17 protein-coding genes are annotated in these 16,848 nt (G+C 65.5%); 9 read left to right on the top strand and 8 right to left on the bottom strand.

The window, feature by feature from the left end:
• Window positions 1-50: 50 nt before the first annotated feature.
• The 6 genes from ACVCNR_RS11770 to ACVCNR_RS11745 all read right to left on the bottom strand — a co-directional run bounded on the left by ACVCNR_RS11770 (window position 51) and on the right by ACVCNR_RS11745 (window position 7,165).
• Window positions 51-1,379 carry an ABC transporter substrate-binding protein gene (locus ACVCNR_RS11770; RefSeq protein ID WP_354194694.1) on the bottom strand — a complete coding sequence of 443 codons (1,329 nt, stop codon included), beginning with the start codon at window positions 1,377-1,379 and terminating at the stop codon, window positions 51-53.
• Between the two features lie 42 nt (window positions 1,380-1,421).
• Entirely contained in the window at window positions 1,422-2,498 is a 1,077-nt protein-coding gene (locus ACVCNR_RS11765; RefSeq protein ID WP_447074938.1) for a branched-chain amino acid ABC transporter permease, read from the bottom strand.
• Window positions 2,499-2,502: 4 nt separating this feature from the next.
• The gene (locus tag ACVCNR_RS11760) at window positions 2,503-3,477 is read right to left on the bottom strand and encodes a branched-chain amino acid ABC transporter permease (RefSeq protein WP_447074937.1); all 975 of its coding nucleotides are present in this window, start codon (window positions 3,475-3,477) and stop codon (window positions 2,503-2,505) included.
• Window positions 3,478-3,534: 57 nt separating this feature from the next.
• Window positions 3,535-4,326 carry an ABC transporter ATP-binding protein gene (locus ACVCNR_RS11755; protein WP_354194688.1) on the bottom strand — a complete coding sequence of 264 codons (792 nt, stop codon included), beginning with the start codon at window positions 4,324-4,326 and terminating at the stop codon, window positions 3,535-3,537.
• The gene (locus ACVCNR_RS11750) at window positions 4,323-6,272 is read right to left on the bottom strand and encodes an AMP-binding protein (RefSeq protein WP_447074936.1); all 1,950 of its coding nucleotides are present in this window, start codon (window positions 6,270-6,272) and stop codon (window positions 4,323-4,325) included. The genes ACVCNR_RS11755 and ACVCNR_RS11750 overlap by 4 nt, the downstream gene beginning before the upstream one ends.
• Before the next feature lie 218 nt (window positions 6,273-6,490).
• A complete protein-coding gene (locus ACVCNR_RS11745; RefSeq protein ID WP_354194684.1) occupies window positions 6,491-7,165 on the bottom strand; it encodes a Crp/Fnr family transcriptional regulator in 675 nt (224 codons plus the stop codon).
• Window positions 7,166-7,341: 176 nt separating this feature from the next.
• On the opposite strand from ACVCNR_RS11745, the gene ACVCNR_RS11740 reads away from it, so the two are divergent.
• The 4 genes from ACVCNR_RS11740 to argB all read left to right on the top strand — a co-directional run bounded on the left by ACVCNR_RS11740 (window position 7,342) and on the right by argB (window position 10,764).
• Entirely contained in the window at window positions 7,342-7,623 is a 282-nt protein-coding gene (locus ACVCNR_RS11740) for a DUF2218 domain-containing protein (RefSeq protein WP_447074935.1), read from the top strand.
• Between the two features lie 12 nt (window positions 7,624-7,635).
• A complete protein-coding gene (locus ACVCNR_RS11735) occupies window positions 7,636-8,196 on the top strand; it encodes a TetR/AcrR family transcriptional regulator (RefSeq protein WP_354194681.1) in 561 nt (186 codons plus the stop codon).
• Window positions 8,197-8,277: 81 nt separating this feature from the next.
• On the top strand, window positions 8,278-9,780 hold the full coding sequence (locus tag ACVCNR_RS11730; protein ID WP_354194679.1) for an MFS transporter: 1,503 nt from the start codon (window positions 8,278-8,280) through the stop codon (window positions 9,778-9,780).
• Between the two features lie 90 nt (window positions 9,781-9,870).
• Window positions 9,871-10,764, top strand: a complete 894-nt coding sequence (gene argB / locus ACVCNR_RS11725; protein WP_354194677.1) for an acetylglutamate kinase — start codon at window positions 9,871-9,873, stop codon at window positions 10,762-10,764.
• Between the two features lie 29 nt (window positions 10,765-10,793).
• Here argB and ACVCNR_RS11720 read toward each other — a convergent pair whose 3' ends face one another.
• Window positions 10,794-11,564 (bottom strand): GGDEF domain-containing protein, encoded by a 771-nt coding sequence (locus tag ACVCNR_RS11720; protein ID WP_447074933.1) that lies wholly within the window; start codon window positions 11,562-11,564, stop codon window positions 10,794-10,796.
• A 154-nt stretch (window positions 11,565-11,718) separates the two neighbouring features.
• On the opposite strand from ACVCNR_RS11720, the gene ACVCNR_RS11715 reads away from it, so the two are divergent.
• Complete coding sequence (locus ACVCNR_RS11715) at window positions 11,719-12,423, top strand: pyrimidine 5'-nucleotidase (protein ID WP_447074931.1); 705 nt, start codon at window positions 11,719-11,721, stop codon at window positions 12,421-12,423.
• Window positions 12,410-13,321 carry a DUF817 domain-containing protein gene (locus ACVCNR_RS11710; protein ID WP_447074930.1) on the top strand — a complete coding sequence of 304 codons (912 nt, stop codon included), beginning with the start codon at window positions 12,410-12,412 and terminating at the stop codon, window positions 13,319-13,321. Before ACVCNR_RS11715 ends, ACVCNR_RS11710 begins: the two co-directional genes overlap by 14 nt.
• A gap of 4 nt (window positions 13,322-13,325) precedes the next feature.
• Here the strand turns inward: ACVCNR_RS11710 and ACVCNR_RS11705 are convergent, their stop codons facing one another.
• Entirely contained in the window at window positions 13,326-14,165 is an 840-nt protein-coding gene (locus ACVCNR_RS11705; RefSeq protein ID WP_354194669.1) for an LOG family protein, read from the bottom strand.
• A 134-nt stretch (window positions 14,166-14,299) separates the two neighbouring features.
• Between ACVCNR_RS11705 and dapD the strand changes: the two genes are divergently transcribed.
• From dapD to dapE, 3 genes are all read left to right on the top strand, one after another.
• Window positions 14,300-15,154, top strand: a complete 855-nt coding sequence (gene dapD, locus ACVCNR_RS11700; RefSeq protein WP_447074929.1) for a 2,3,4,5-tetrahydropyridine-2,6-dicarboxylate N-succinyltransferase — start codon at window positions 14,300-14,302, stop codon at window positions 15,152-15,154.
• A gap of 26 nt (window positions 15,155-15,180) precedes the next feature.
• On the top strand, window positions 15,181-15,552 hold the full coding sequence (locus tag ACVCNR_RS11695; protein WP_447074927.1) for a DUF805 domain-containing protein: 372 nt from the start codon (window positions 15,181-15,183) through the stop codon (window positions 15,550-15,552).
• Between the two features lie 100 nt (window positions 15,553-15,652).
• On the top strand, window positions 15,653-16,846 hold the full coding sequence (gene dapE / locus ACVCNR_RS11690; protein WP_447074926.1) for a succinyl-diaminopimelate desuccinylase: 1,194 nt from the start codon (window positions 15,653-15,655) through the stop codon (window positions 16,844-16,846).
• Window positions 16,847-16,848: the final 2 nt, after the last annotated feature.

Here is a 16,848-nt window from a genome sequence, read left to right as displayed (position 1 = left end):
GGGGTCCCTCCCCCGAAAGACGGGGAAGGGAGGCTTGCCATGGGAGGGCCTTACGAGGCGTCGCAGGCCTCGGTGCGCTCGGGCCACGGCGCGTTCTTCTCCGCATAGGCCTTGGCGTCCTCGTCGAGCAGCGGCCCGACCTTGTCGCTCATCGGCGTGATGTAGTCGGTGATCTTCTCGAAGGCGGTTCCGTTCCAGCTCTGCACGAAGGTCGAGAAGTGGCCGTTGTGGTCGGCGCAGGAGAGCTTGACCGGCTGGGTGAAGCCTTCCAGACCGATCTCCTTCAGCCGTGCCTCGTCGATGTCGAGGTTCTCCAGCCCGCGCCGCACGTCCTCGCCGGTCACCACCTTGTTGCCGGTGAGTTCCTGCGCGGTGCGGATGGCCTCGGCGATCAGCATGGAATTGTAGACGCCGCGGTTGTAGAGCACCTGGCCGACCTTGGACTTGTCCGACACCTGGCTCTTGCCGGCATCGACGACATATTTCTCGATGTCGGCCAGCAGCGGGAAGTCGTCGCCGGCGGCATGCCAGTTCAGGGTCTTGAAGCCCTTGGCCCGCTCGCCGCCGCCACGCGCGTCATCCTCGCCCGGCCACCAGATCGAGATGAACTTCTCCATCGGGAAGTTGGTCTTCACCGCTTCCTTGATGGCGGTGGAGTTCAGCGCGCCCCAGCCGTAAAGGATCATGTAGTCCGGGCGGTCGCGGCGCACGCTCAGCCATTGCGAGGACTGGTTCTGCATGTCGGCGGCGGCCACCGGATAAAGCTTGGCCTCGAAGCCGAGTTCCTTCGAAAGCTGGTCGATCAGCGGCAGCGGCTCGCGCCCGAAGCTGGCGTCGAGATAGATGTAGCCGATCTTCTTGCCCTTCAGCTTCTCGATGCCGCCGCCTTCCTGCTCGGCGATGTATTTCAGGATCTGGGTGAAGCCGTCCCAATAGGTTGCCGGCGGGTTGAAGATCCACGGGAAGATGTCGCCCTTGGCCGAGGCCGAGAGACCATAGGCCATGGACAGCACCGGGATCTTGTCGACGGCGGCCTTGGGGATCAGCGGCAGGGTGATGCCGGTCGACCACGGATTGACCATGACCGGCTTCTTCGGCTTCACCGCCTCGTAGCATTCGAGGCCCTTCTTGGTGTCGTATCCGGTCTCGCACTCCTCGATCACCAGCTTGACGCCGCCGATGCCGCCGTCGCGCTCGTTGAGCATGGTGAGATAGTCGTGCATGCCGTCGGCAATCGGCGCGCCCGATCCGGCGAAGGGGCCGGTGCGGTAGGTGAACAGCGGCACATAGATGGAATCCTCCGCCTTGGCGGCCTCCATCGCCGGCATGGCCAGCATCGATGCGGCCGAAAGCGCAAATACCAGTTTCTTAAGCGACATTTCGTTCTCCTCCAGTTTCCATTTCCACCGCGCCGGCCGCCCTCAATAGGGGAACGGCCACACGCGAAGCTTCTGCTTGGTGATCTGCCAAAGCCGGGCCAGTCCGTGCGGCTCGACGATGAGGAAGAAGATGATGAGCGCGCCGACGATCAGGAAGGTCAGGTGCTCGACCGTGGCGGCGGCGATCGGCAGGCCCAGCGATTCCGGCAGGCCACGGATGAAGATCGGCAATATGTGGATCAGCGCCGCGCCCATGAAGCTGCCGATCAGCGAGCCGAGGCCGCCGATGATGACCATGAACAAGAGCAGGAAGGACAGCTTGATGTCGAAGGCCGACGGCTCCGCAGCGCCCAGCCACAGGAACACCATCAGCGCGCCGGCCACGCCGCAATAGAAGGACGAGACGGCGAAGGCGAGCAGCTTTGCCGGCAGCAGGCGGATGCCCATGAGCTGGGCGGCGATGTCCATGTCGCGCACCGCCATCCATGTCCGCCCGATGCGGCCGTGGACGATGTTGGAAGCGATCAGCGTCATCACAACGACGACGCCCAGCACCACGTAATAGCGGGTGACGGGCGTGGCCATCGGCCCGGTGATGGCGATGCCGAACAGGGTGCGGCCCGGCACCTCGATGGCGCCGGATGGGTTGTAGTTGTAGAGCCAGGCGATGCGCACGAAACACCATTGCAGGAAGAACTGCGCGGCGAGCGTGGCGACCGCGAGATAGAACCCCTTGATGCGCAGCGAGGGCAGGCCGAAGATCACGCCGATGCCGGCCGCGAAGAAGCCCGAGCACAGGATCCACACCAGGATGTTGACCTGCGGGAAGAGCGTCGAGAGCTTGTAGGCGGCATAGGCACCCACCCCCATGAAGCCGGCGGTGCCGAGCGACAGGAGGCCGGTGTAGCCGACGAGGATGTTGAGCCCGATCGCCCCCAGCGACAGGATCAGGAACGGGACCATCACCGAGGCCAGCAGGAATTCGTTGCCGAACAGCGGGATCGCGACGAAGGCGATGGCCATGATGATGGCGAGGCCGTAGCGATCCTGCAGGATCGGGAAGACCGCTGAGTCGGCGGCGTAGCCTTGCTTGAACTGGCCGGTTTCGCGATAGAACATCGTGTCAGATCCGCTCGATTATCTTGTCGCCGAACAGGCCCTGCGGCCGGTACAGCAGGAACACCAGGGCGATCACATAGGCGAGCCAGCTCTCGATGCCGCCGCCGAGCAGCGGGCCCCAGTAGAACTCGCCGAGCTTCTCGCCGACGCCGATGATAAGGCCGCCGACGATGGCGCCGGGCACCGAGGTGAAGCCGCCCAGAACCAGCACCGGCAGCGCCTTCAGCGCCACGATCTCCAGCGCGAAGGAGACGTCGGAGCGCGCGCCCCACATGATGCCGGTGACCAGCGCGACGAGGCCGGCGGCGAACCACACGATCACCCAGATCTGGTTGAGCGAGATGCCGACCGAAAGGGCTGCCTTGTGGCTGTCGGCGACGGCACGCAGCGCGCGGCCGATGCGCGTCTTCTGGAAGAACAGCGCCAGCCCCACGATCATCAGCGAGGCGATGACGGCGGCGGCAATGTCGATCTTCTGGAGGCTGACCAGCCCGCCCAGCATCTCGATGTCGACCGAACCGCTCGGCAGGAACAGCTCGTCGGCGATCATCTGCTTGGGATCGCCGCCGAACACCATCTCGCCGAAGCCGATCAGCACATAGGTGATGCCGAAAGTGGCCATGAACAGGATGATGTCGGGCTGGTTGACCAGCGGCCGCAGCACCACGCGCTCGACCAATACGGCCAGCACCAGCATGACGCCGGCCGCCAGGACAAGGGCGAGGAAGGCGGCGGCATGGCCGGAAAAGCCCCATGAGGAGAATTTGGCGTAGAAGCCGACCAGCGTCAGCGCCGAGAACACCACCATGATGCCCTGCGCGAAGTTGAAGACGCCGGACGCCTTGAAGATCAGCACGAAGCCCAGCGCGATCAGCGCATAGAGCACGCCCGAGACCAGCCCCTCCCACAGGGTCTGCACCAGCAGATCGGGCATCTGCACCATCTGCACGAATGGGTCGATGAAGATGTTGTAGAGCATCGATCCTCCCTGATCGACGTCAGCGCCATCACGGACGGCGTGGCGTATCCTCGCGTTTCAGTGTCCGACCCCCAGATAGGCGTCGATGACTTTGGGGTCGGCCTTGACCTCCTCCGGCGTGCCGTCAGCGATCTTGTGTCCGTATTCGAGCACCACCACCCGGTCGGACAGGTCCATGACCACGCCGATGTCATGCTCGATGAGGGCGATGGTGGTGCCGAAATGCCGGTTGAGATCGAGGATGTAGCGGCACATGTCCTCCTTCTCCTCCATGTTCATGCCGGCCATCGGCTCGTCGAGCAGCAGCAGTTCCGGCTCCATGGCCAGCGCGCGGCCAAGCTCCACCCGCTTCTGCAGGCCGTAGGGCAGCTTGCCGACCGGCGTCTTGCGGATCGCCTCGATCTGCAGGAAATCGATGATGTCCTCGACCACGCGCCGATGCTCGATCTCCTCCTGCATGGCAGGGCCGTGGCGCAGCATCTGCCAGAAGAAGCCGCGATGCATCCTCAGCGTGCGGCCGACCATGATGTTGTCCAGCGTGGTCATGCCGCGAAACAGCGCCACGTTCTGGAAGGTGCGGGCGATGCCCTGGCTCGCCGCCTGGTAGGGGCGCATGCGCGAGCGGGTCTGGCCCTTGTAGGTGATGCGGCCGTGTTGGGGATGGTAGAAGCCGTTGACCACGTTGAGCATGGAGGTCTTGCCGGCGCCGTTGGGACCGATGATGGCGCGGATCTCGCCCTTGCGAATGTCGAAGGAGACGTTGGTGATCGCCTTGACGCCGCCGAAGGCGAGCGACACGCCATCGACCGCAAGCAGGGTTTCGCCGATGGTTGCGCCAAGGGCGTTCATGCCGCGGCCTCCAGCGTGCCGATTTCCTGGACTTCGGCATCGGCGATCTTCACGCGCGCCGAGATCACGCCCTTGCGGCCGTCCTCGAAGGTCACCTCGGTGGAGATGTCGGCAAGCTCGGCGCCGTTGTAGAGGGCATCGACCAGCGGCTTGTAGCGCTCGGCGATGAAGCCGCGCCGCACCTTCTGGGTGCGGGTCATCTCGCCGTCGTCGGCATCCAGCTCCTTGTGCAGGATGAGGAAGCGGCGGATCTGCGACGCCGCCATGCGCGGCTCGGCCGCCAGCGCCCGGTTCACCGCCGCCACATGCCCGGCGCAGATGGCGTAGACCTCGGGGCGCTGCGCCAGCTCCTGATAGGAGGCATAGGGGATGTTGTTGCGCTCGGCCCAGTTGCCCACCGCCGTCAGCTCGATATTGATCATGCAGGTGACGAAGTCGCGGTCCTGGCCGAAAGCCACCACCTCCTTGATGTTGGGATAGAACTTCAGCTTGTTCTCGATGTATTTCGGCGCGAACATCGCGCCGGAGCGCAGCCGGCCGACATCCTTGGCCCGGTCGATGATGGTGAGATGGCCATCCTCGTCGAAGAAGCCGGCATCGCCGGTGCGCACATAGCCGTCGGCGGTGACGGTCTCGGCGGTCCGCTCGTCGTCCTTGTAGTAGCCGAGGAACTGGCCGGGCGAGCGGTAGAGCACCTCGCCCTCCTCGGTGATGCGGATTTCGACATTGGGCGTCGCCGGCCCGACCGTGCCGACCCGGATCTGGCCGTCGGGATGGGCGGTGACATAGAGGAAGGCCTCGGTCTGGCCGTAGAGCTGCTTCAGGTTGATGCCGAGCGAGCGGTAGAAGGAAAACAGGTCGGGACCGATCGCTTCGCCGGCGGTGTAGGCGACGCGGATGCGCGAGAAGCCGAGCACGTTCTTCAGCGGCGCATAGACGAGCAGATTGCCGAGCGCATAGCCGAGGCGGGCGCCGGGCGGCACTTTCTCGCCGTCGAGGATCTTTTCGCCCCAGCGGCGGGCCAGCCCGATGAAATAGTCGAACATGCGCCGCTTGAGGGCACTCGCGTCCTCCATGCGGATGGTGACGCGCGTCAGGAGCGCCTCGAAGATGCGCGGCGGGGCGAAATAGAAGGTCGGCCCGATCTCCTGGAGGTCGCTCTCGGCGGTTTCCCGGCTCTCCGGGCAGGCCACGCAGAAACCCGACACCATGGACTGCGCATAGTTGAGATAGTGGTCGCCCACCCAGGCCAGCGGCAGATAGGCCAGCACCTCGTCGCGATCGGTCAGGCCGTCGAAGGCGACGGTGTCGCGCGCCGCCGCGATGGAGCGGCCGGCCGACAGGAGCACGCCCTTGGAGCGGCCGGTGGTGCCGGAGGTGTAGAGGATGATGGAGATGTCGTCGCCGCCGCCATTGTCGCGCTCGGCATCGATGGAAGCGGCGGCCGCCGGGTCCGCCGCCAGCAGCGCCCGCCCCTTCCCGATGATGTCGGCGACCGCATGCAGGCGCGTATGGTCGTAATCGCGCAGGCCGCGCGGCTCGTCGTAGAGCACGACGCGCAGCTTCGGCACCTGGTCCTGGATCGCCAGCAGCTTGTCGACCTGCTCCTGGTCCTGCACGACCGCGAAGCCGACCTCGGCATGGTCGAGCACATAGGCCATCTCGTCGGCCACGGCGTCGGCATAGACCGGCACCGGAACGGCGCCCAGCCATTGGGCGGCCAGGATCGTCCAGTACATGGCCGGCCGGTTCTCGCCGATCACGGCGATGGTCGCGCCGCGCTGCAGGCCGAGTTCGCGAAGGCCCGCCGCATAGGCGCGGATGGTCTCGGCCATCTCGCGCCATGTCCATGTGTGCCAGATGCCCAGATCCTTGTGCCGCATGGCGGGCCGGTCAGGCCGCACGCGAGCGTGCTCGCACAAGAGCTTGGCGAACGTATCGAGCATTGGCATCGCACTCCCTGGTGCCAAAGCAACTCCTCCCGATTTATTCGGCGCCGGTGTTGGTCCCGACTTGTCGGACGAAGCTTGCAAGCCTCATCGCTCTTTTTCAACTTCTGCCTTGACAGACAAGAAGCCTTGTTGAATGTAATCTGACGGGAATCTATTTGGCCATTGGGCTTTAGGCGAATCCTCGCCACTCCCAAACCCTTGCAGGCACTGGCTTATTCGCCGTAGCGCCGCAGTCTTTCCAGATCCAGAATGGTCACGCCGCCGCCCTCGTTGCGCAGCAGGCCGGCTTTTTCCAGCTCTTGCAGGATGCGATTGGCGACGGGCCGCGACACGCCCGCCAGCAGGCCGATCTCTTCCTGGTTGATGTCGATATGCGAGCCGACGAAAGGACTGATCACCGGGTTGAACAGCGAGGCGAGGCTGCGCGCCACCTTGCCGGCCGAAGCGAGGCTGCGGTCATGCTCGACCTGCGCGATGAACTGGCCGAGGCGTTCGTTGATGAGCCGCACCAGCAGCCGGTCGAAGGCGACGCTGTTGTCGTAGAGCCAAAGGAAGGTGGAGCGGTTGAGCAGCGCGACCTGCGTGCGGCGCAGCGCCAGCACGTCATACTGGCGCGGTTCGTCCTTGAGCAGCGACCCCTCCCCGAACCAGCAGCTCGGCGGCAGGCCGGCATAGGTCACCGCCTTGCCGGACGTGGTGATCGAGCCCAGCCGCAAAAGCCCGCTGATGACGCCGATCCAGCTGTCGATGCGGTCGCCACGATGGATGAAATAGGTGCCGGCCTCGAGGGTGCGCAAGGTGATGCCGCGACGCGCCCGCTCCTGTTCCTCGCGTGGCAATTCCCGCGCCCAGAACACCGAGGTCAGAAATTGCTCCTCACTTATCATCCGCGCACCCGACCATTGCCCGCATGTGCGTACCATGTCACGGCCGCGTTCGTCACGCGCCTCCGGAGAAAAGCGGAGGTGCGCAGCCTCTGTGATTGAAGCGGCGGCAAGAAAACATTACGTGCATATTTATTCGATCGAGACCGACATCCTGGCGAACGACGGAAAGGTTCGACATGCCCGCATCCAGCGCAACCGTAACGACCGAACATGCCAGCCGCTATCTGCAGCAACTGTGCAAACACTGGTCGCACCGTTTCGAGGTGAGCTTCGACCCGCAGCAGGGCCGCATCCGGTTCGGCGAAGGCGAGGTGATCGACCTCAACGCCGAGCCGGACAGGCTGCGCGTTCACATTACCGCCGAGGACGCAAGCCGCCTGCCCGAGCTGAACCGGGTGGTGGAATCCCATATCGTGCGCTTCGCCTTCCGCGAGACGCTGCAGTTCGACTGGGCCTGAGGGAGCCGTCCCATGTCCCGCCGCAAGAAAATCGACCGCGACAGACTGCTCGACCTGGCCGAATCGATTGTGCGCGAGCGGGGCGCGGCGGCGCTGACCGTCGCGGCGCTGGCCAGGGCGGCGGGCATCACCAATGGCGGGGTGCAGTACAGCTTTGCCACCAAGGAGCATCTGCTCACGGCCATGTATGACCGGTGGGCCGAGGAGTACGACACCAAGGTCGCCGCGCTGGCGGGCGACGATGCCGACCGGCGCGCCATCCTGAGGGCGCAGATCATCGTCGCGCGCGAGGAGGAATATGATCCGGTCACGCGGGACCGCACGGCCGTCATGATGGCCGTGCTGATGCAGTCTCCCGAGCAGCTCGAACGCTATCGCAAGGATTGCACCGAACGCCTCGACGGCCTCGACTTCACCCGCGAGGAGGATCGCCGCCTCCTGCTGGCGCTGATGGCCATGGAAGGCGCGTTCATCATGCGCGGCTTCGGCTTCATGACGTTTCGCGACGACGCGTGGGATGCCCTCGGCGAGGAAATCGACAAGATTCTGGACGAATCCGGCAAGAATGCCTGATTTCCGCCAAAATTGGAGTCGACTTGACCAAATATAAATACATACGTATTGAATTATTTAGTTTGAAATCCAGGTGAAATCATGACCTCCCGATGGATGGTTCTCGCAATCGTCTCCAGCGCCCTGTTCATGGTCAGCATCGACATGACGGTGCTGCACACGGCCCTGCCGCGCGTCGTCCACGATCTCGACGCGACCAATTCGCAGAAGCTTTGGATGATCAACGCCTATTCGCTGGTCATGGCGGGCCTGTTGCCGGGCTTCGGCACGCTGGGCGACCGCATCGGCCACCGCCGCGTGTTCATGTGGGGACTGGTCGTCTTCGGCCTCGCCTCGCTGGCCGCCGCCTTTGCCCCCAGCGCCACGCTGCTCATCGCCGCCCGCTCGCTGCTTGCCGTGGGCGCGGCGATGATGATGCCGGCCACCATCTCCCTGTTGCGGCTGACCTTCCTTCAGGACCGCGAGCGGGCCATCGCTATCGGCATCTGGGGTTCCATCGCCTCCGGCGCGGCGGCCATCGGCCCGCTGATCGGCGGGGCGCTGCTGGCGCATTTCTGGTGGGGATCGGTGTTCCTCATCAACGTGCCGGTGGTGCTGGCCACCCTGGTCCTCACCCGCCTCTACGTTCCCGACCACCCCGGCAATCCCGAACGGCATTGGGACCTGTGGACGTCGGCGCTCGTCACCGTCGCGCTGGTCGGCCTCATCTACGCGCTGAAGGAGGCGATGAAGCCCGACCCGGACCTGGTGCAGGCGCTGGCCGCCGCCGGCATCGGCGTGCTGTTCGGCTGGCTGTTCCACCGCCGCCAGAAGGGCCTGCCCTCGCCGCTGATCGATTTCGCGCTGTTCCGCAATGCGCGCTTCGCGACCGGCACGGTGGCGGCGCTGATCGCCAGCCTTGCGCTGATGGGCGTCGAGTTCGTGTTCAGCCAGCAATTGCAGCTCTCGCGCGGCTACACGCCCCTGCAGGCCGGCCTGTTCCTGCTGCCGATCGCCATCGCCGCCATCCTCGCCGGCCCGACGGTCGGCGCCGTGCTCATGCGGGTCGGCGTGGAGCGCATGCTGGCCGCCATGATGGCCCTGACCGGCCTCGGGCTCGGCCTGCTCACCCTGTCGGGCGACATGTCTCTGGTCTGGCAGGCGACGATCCTGGCCATATTGGGCTTCGGTGCCGGCGGGACCATGTCGGTCGCGTCCACCGCCATCATGATCAGCGCGCCGGAGGACCGGGCCGGCATGGCGGGTTCGGTCGAATCGGTGGCCTATGAGCTGGGCGGCACCCTCGGCGTCGCCATACTGGGCAGCCTGCTGGCCGCCATCTACAGCCTGTCGCTGGTGCCGCCGGCGGGCATACAGGCCGGCCCGCTGGTCCGCGACAGCATCGACCAGGCGCTGCTCGCCGCCGAATCCCTCCCGCCCGACGCGGCCGCACGGCTGACCGAGGCGGCACGGACCGCCTTCGACCAGGGCGCGCTGGCCAGCTACGGGCTGGCGACCGTGCTGGTCGCCGCACTGGCGCTCGCCATGGCGATCAGGGCCTGGAACGGCAAGGCCCGGCCCGCGGCAGCCTCCGGCAAGGCATGAAGAACGGCGCGGGCAAGTTTCAAGGAGATTTGCCCGCGCCCCGGTTTCCGGCTAAGACGCGCCAATTCCTCCAGTGACGGGAACTGACCGATGACGGAAATGGCCGCCAACGCCGAAATGCAGGCAGCACTTCTTTCCAGGGCGCTGCCCTATATGCAGCGCTACGAGAACAAGACCGTGGTGGTGAAATATGGCGGCCACGCCATGGGCGACACCGAACTCGGCCGCGCCTTCGCCCGTGACATCGCGCTGCTCAAGCAGTCGGGCGTCAACCCCATCGTGGTGCATGGCGGCGGGCCGCAGATCGGCTCGATGCTGACCCGCATGGGCATCGAATCGAAGTTCGAGGGCGGCCTGCGCGTCACCGACCAGAAGACGGTCGAGATCGTCGAGATGGTGCTGGCCGGCTCGATCAACAAGGAGATCGTCGCCCTCATCAACGCCGAGGGCGAATGGGCCATCGGCCTGTGCGGCAAGGACGGCAACATGGTCTTCGCCCAGAAGGCGCGCAAGACCATCAAGGACCCGGATTCCAACATCGAGCGCGTGCTCGACCTCGGCTTCGTCGGCGAACCGGTGGAGGTCGACCGCACCCTGCTCGACCTGCTCGCCCGCTCCGAGATGATCCCCGTGATCGCCCCGGTCGCCCCCGGCCGCGATGGCCACACCTACAACATCAACGCCGACACCTTCGCCGGCGCCATCGCCGGCGCGCTGGGCGCCTCGCGCCTCCTGTTCCTCACCGACGTGCCCGGCGTGCTCGACAAGGACAAGAAGCTGATCGACGAGCTGACGGTGTCGCAGGCGCGCAAGTTGATTGCCGACGGCACCATTTCGGGCGGCATGATCCCCAAGGTCGAAACCTGCATCGAGGCCATCGAACGCGGCGTCGAGGGCGTGGTCATCCTCAACGGCAAGACGGCGCATTCGGTGCTGCTGGAACTGTTCACCGAGCACGGCGCCGGCACGCTGATCGTGCCCTGACCGGCCAGGAAGCCTGAAGCGGCCCGATGTCAGGCCGCTTCGGTCTCGTCCTTCCCGCCGCTGCCGAAGATGACGAGGTTGCGGCCGCGGTTCTTGGCCTCGTAGAGCCGCCGGTCGGCGCTGCGCATCAGCTCGGACACGGTCGCGCCCGGCGCGCACAGGGTGCCGCCGATCGACACCGTCAGCGGAATGACGCGGTCGCCCTCGACGCGGAAGCGGATCGCCTCCACTTGCCGGCGGATGCGCTCGGCGATGCGGATCGCCTCCTCCTCGCTGGCCCCGACCAGCAGGGCCGCGAACTCCTCGCCACCGATGCGGCCCAGCACATCGCCGCTGCGCACGCCGCCGCGCAGGGCGGCGACGATCTGGAGCAGGGCCTCGTCCCCGGTGAGGTGGCCGAAGCGGTCGTTGATCGACTTGAAGTGGTCGGCGTCGATGATCAGCAGGGCGCCCGAATCGGTCTTGCGCCGCGCCCGCTCCAGCACGCCGAAGAAACTCTCGCGGTTGAGCATGCCGGTCATGTCGTCGTGGCGGGCCTTTTCGGCGAGGCGGCGGTGGGCGGCGGCAAGCTGGGCATGGGCGCGCGAAAGCTCGCGATGCGCCGCCTGCAGCTTGTCGTTCTGCCAGAACATGTAGGCGCTGGCTGGCCAGGCGATGACCAGCGGGCACACGATGCACATCATGAGGCCCAGCGAGCCGAGCGTGGCGCCGAAGAACGGCAGCACCAGCAGGGCGAGCAGCACCGAAGCCGCCGCCGAAGCGATCGCCGTCCAGAATGCCTTGAAGATCACCAGCGCCATACTCAACCCCCGGTCGCGCCCATTAAGCCCCAAAACCTGAAATTTGCGTTTCCTGCCGGATGCAAATCCCAGATAATCCGCTATGGGCCCGACCGTCCCTGAACCGCCGATGAATGAGCAGCCATAGCGCCATTTTCATGCCATAAAGCCCCCTATGACCCAGACACTCGACCCCTCCCGATTCGCCCATGTCACCGACTGGGTCTTCGATCTCGACAACACGCTCTACCCCCACCACACGAATCTGTTCTCACAGATCGACGTGCGCATGACGGCCTATGTGTCGGAACTCCTGACGCTGTCGCGCGAGGATGCGCGCAAGCTGCAAAAGGACCTCTACCGCGAATACGGCACCACCCTCAACGGGCTGATGAACCGCTACGGCATCGATCCCGACGACTTCCTGATGAAGGTGCACGACATCGACTATTCCTGGCTGGTGCCGGACCCGGTGCTGGGCGCGGCCATCCGCCAGCTTCCCGGCCGCCGGTTCATCTTCACCAATGGCGACCGCACCCATGCCGAGCGCGCCGCGCGCCAGCTCGGCATCCTCGACCATTTCGACGACATCTTCGACATCGTGGCGGCCGGACTGACCCCCAAGCCCTCCCTCAAGACCTACGAGAAGTTCACCGCCCTGCATTCCGTCATCGGCGAGAAGGCGGTGACGTTCGAGGACATCGCCCGCAACCTCGCGGTGCCGAAAAAGATGGGCATGACCACGGTTCTCGTCGTTCCCAACAATTTCGAGCCGACCTTCTCCGAAATCTGGGAAAGCGATCCCGACCACGAGGACGACGTCGACTACGTGACCGACGATCTCGCCGGGTTTCTGGAAAGAATAGTTGCGGACAGATAGGCATTTCACCGGCCTGGAAAGGCGCATCGACGAGGCCGCGCACCGTTTCCTCGCCGGCCTGCCCCGCCATCGCGTCGCGGACTCGCTGGTCGAGTTTCTGGTCTTCGGGTTGAAACAGGCCTGGGCCTGCCTGTTCGGCGGGGCGATGCTGGGCCTCATCCTCCTCACCCGCTGGCTGTGGCCGGAAGGCGGCGCCGGCTTCATCGCCCGCTACGATTTCCTGTTTCTCTCCGCCCTCGTCATCCAGCTTGCCATGCTGGCCTTCAAGCTCGAGGCCTGGGAAGAAGCCAAGGTCATCCTCATCTTCCATGTCGTGGGAACGGTGATGGAACTGTTCAAGACCCATGCCGGTTCATGGGTCTATCCGGAAGAGAACCTCTTGCGCATCGGCGGCGTGCCGCTGTTTTCGGGTTTCATGTACGCCGCGGTCGGCTCCTACATGGCGCGCATCAACCGCATCTTCGACATCCGGCTGAACCGCTATCCGCCCCTGTGGACGACCGTCGTTCTGGCCGGCGCGATCTACGTCAACTTCTTCTCGCACCACTTCGTGTGGGACATGCGCTGGCTGCTGTTCGCGGCGACGTTCGCGCTGTACTGGCGCACGACCATGCACTACCGCGTGTTCCGGTTCCGGCACAAAATGCCGCTTCTCGTCGCCTTCCTGCTGACCTCGCTATTCATCTGGATCGCCGAAAACATCGGCACATGGTCGCGGGCGTGGCTCTACCCCAACCAGCACGACGCATGGGTGCCGGTTTCGTTCGGCAAGCTCGGTTCATGGTACCTGCTGATGATCATATCGGTCGTGCTGGTGACGCTCGTGCACCGGCCCCGACCCTATGTCGCGCAGGAAGAGCCCCAGGGCGTGGCGGCCGGCACACGGAAAATGGCGTGAGCGCTCACAGCCTGTAGAATTTCTTGATGATCTCCCAGGCCTCGTCTGCCGTGTCGACGAAGTCGATGATGTCCTGGTCGCCGGGGCTGATGGTGCCCTGCTCTGCCAGGAAGTCCAGATCGATGGCTCGGTGCCAGAACTCCTTGCCGAACAGGATCACCGGCACCCGCTCCATGCGCCCGGTCTGGATCAGCGTCAGCGTCTCGAAGAACTCGTCCATGGTGCCGAAACCGCCGGGGAACACCGCGACCGCCTTGGCGCGCATGACGAAGTGCATCTTGCGGATGGCGAAATAGTGGAAGTTGAAGCACAGCTCCGGCGTCACGTAGAGGTTGGGCGCCTGCTCGTGCGGCAGCACGATGTTGAGGCCGATCGACGGCGCGCCGACATCGTCGGCACCCCGGTTGCCGGCTTCCATGACGCCCGGTCCGCCGCCGGTAACCACCACGAATTCGCGGTAGTAGGTGACGGCCGAGTGCTGCGAGCACAGGCGGGCGAACTTGCGCGCCTCGTCGTAATAGACGCTGTTCAGTTCCAGATTGCGCTTCTGGGTCTCGTTCTTGGCCGCCCAGGCCTCGCCGCCCGGCTCGGGCAGGCGCGCGCCGCCGAACAGGATGACGGTGGAGCGGATGCCGCGTTCGGCCAGCGTCATCTCCGGCTTCAGCAGTTCGAGCTGGAGGCGCACCGGGCGCAGTTCGCGCCGCGTCATGAACTCCTCGTCGTTCCAGGCCAGGCGATAGGTCGCCGCGCGGGTCTGGGGCGTGTCGGGCGCGCTGCGCGCCCGCTCCAGGTCCTCGTCCGAATGCGGCAGAGGCGTCCAGCCCGTCTTGTCTTCCGGATTCATCGTCTACACCCTTAAAAAATCTCGCCCGCCACGCGGCACGCCGCGTTGACCCTCACCATACCTTCAAATAGGGTCCGCCCGGCTTTCAATCCCGTTAAACCGCTGCCCCTTCAAAGCCTGTGCAGGAGCAATAGATGCCGCAGACCGATCTGGCAAACCTCGAAACCACCATCGATCTCGCTTTTGAACGACGAGACGAGATCTCGACCTCGACGCGTGGCGAAGTCCGCGACGCGGTTGAAACCTCGCTGCGGCTGCTCGACGCCGGCGAGGCCCGTGTGGCCGAGAAGCAGGCGGACGGCTCCTGGCACGTCAACCAGTGGCTGAAGAAGGCCGTGCTGCTTTCCTTCCGGCTGAACCCGATGGAGATCGTCAAGGGCGGCCCGGGCGAATCGGGCTGGTGGGACAAGGTGCCCTCCAAGTTCGACGGCTGGGGCGCGGTCGATTTCGAGAAGGCCGGCTTCCGCGCCGTTCCGAGCTGCGTGGTGCGTCGCTCCGCCTATATCGCGCCCGGCGTGGTGCTGATGCCCTCCTTCGTCAATCTCGGCGCCTATGTCGATGCCGGCACCATGGTCGACACCTGGGCGACCGTCGGCTCCTGCGCCCAGATCGGCAAGAACGTGCACCTGTCCGGCGGCGTCGGCATCGGCGGCGTGCTGGAACCGATGCAGGCCGGGCCCACCATCATCGAGGACAATTGCTTCATCGGCGCGCGCTCCGAGGTGGTCGAGGGCTGCATCGTGCGCGAGGGCTCGGTGCTCGGCATGGGCGTGTTCATCGGCAAGTCGACCAAGATCGTCGACCGCGCCACCGGCGACGTGTTCTATGGCGAGGTGCCCCCCTATTCGGTGGTCGTGGCCGGCACCATGCCGGGCAAGCCGCTGCCCAACGGCGCGCCGGGGCCCAGCCTCTACTGCGCGGTCATCGTCAAGCGCGTCGACGAGAAGACCCGCTCCAAGACCTCGATCAACGAGTTGCTGCGCGACTGACGGCCGAAGCTTCGGAAAGGCCAAGGATGCCCGAGATGTCGAAATTCGTCTGGCTTTTCTTCAGCGTCTCCGGGCGCGTCAGCCGGGCCGCCTATTTCCTCGGCGGCATGCTGGTGGCGGTGGTGCAGGCCTTCCCGCTCTACCGCTTCACGCTGGCGCCGGAAGGTTCGCCCGAAAGCATGATGTGGTCGACGCTGTTCATGGTCGCCTTCCTCGCCTCGCTGTGGTCGAACGTCGCACTGGCGGTGAAGCGGCTGCACGACCTCGACAAGACCGGTTTCATCGCCGTCATCCTGTTCGTGCCGGTCGTGTCGATCGTCGCCTTCCTGGTGCTGTGCCTGTTCCCCGGCCAGCCCGGCCCCAACCGCTACGGCAAGCAGCCCAACGCTCCGGCCTGAGGCGCCCGAAAGGCAGCCGGCCGTGGACCGCTCGTTGCTGCCGGCTTTGGGCCACGGCAGGTGATTCCACTCGGCGGCAAAATGCTCTATCGGTTTGGCCATGATGCTGCCGACCGACCCTGCCCAGAACCTCGCCAAGCTGATCCGCTGCCCCTCCGTCACCCCCGCCGAAGGCGGCGCGCTGGCGGCGCTGGAGGACATGCTGAAACCGCTCGGCTTCGCGGTGGAACGCCCAACCTTCTCCGAGGCCGGCACGCCGGACATCGAAAACCTCTACGCCCGCCGCGCCGGCGACGGCCCGCACCTGATGTTCGCCGGCCATACCGACGTGGTGCCGGTGGGCGACGAGGCCGCTTGGAAGCACCCTCCCTTCGCCGCCGAGATCGCCAATGGCGAAATGTACGGGCGCGGCGCCGTTGACATGAAGGGCGGGATCGCCTGCTTCGTGGCCGCACTTGCAAGGCATGTCGAGGAAACCGGCGGCCCTTCGGGCTCCGTCTCGCTGCTGATCACCGGCGACGAGGAAGGCCCGGCCATCAACGGAACCGCCAAGCTGCTGCAATGGGCGTCCGCCAGGGGCGAGGCATGGGACGCCTGCCTGCTCGGCGAGCCGACCAACCCGGAAAGGCTCGGCGACATGGTCAAGGTCGGCCGCCGCGGCTCGCTGTCGGCCACGCTCACGGTGCTCGGCCGGCAGGGCCACGCCGCCTATCCGCATCTGGCCGACAATCCGGTGCGCGGGCTGATGACGCTGGTCGACGCCCTGCTCGACCCGCCCTTCGATGCCGGCACCGAGCGATTCCAGCCCACCAATCTGGAGGTCACCTCCATCGATGTCGGCAACCCGGCCACCAATGTCATCGCGGCGCGGGCAAGCGCGGCCTTCAACGTGCGCTTCAACGACACCTGGACGGTGGAAAGCCTGCAGGCCGAGATCCACAACCGCCTCGATACCGCCAGCCGCCGCCGCAAATACCGCAAGGGCCGCAAGGAGCCGGTCGAGTTCGAGCTGGCGTGGCGCGATAACCCCAGCCATGTCTTCCTGACCCATGACGAAAAGCTGATCGGCACGCTGGCCCGTTCGGTCGAGGCGGTGACCGGCATGCACCCGGCCCTGTCCACCTCGGGCGGCACTTCCGATGCCCGCTACATCAAGGACTATTGCCCGGTGGTCGAGTTCGGCCTTGTCGGCCAGACCATGCACATGGTCGACGAGCGGGTGCAGCTGGCGGACCTCGAGACGCTGACGCAGATCTACCGACGCTTCATCGGCGACTGGTTCGGGAGCAGGTAGAC

It is taken from the genome of Aquamicrobium terrae (assembly GCF_052978165.1).
Note: the sequence above shows the minus strand (reverse complement) of the source record. Positions and strands in the feature narration are given on the sequence as shown.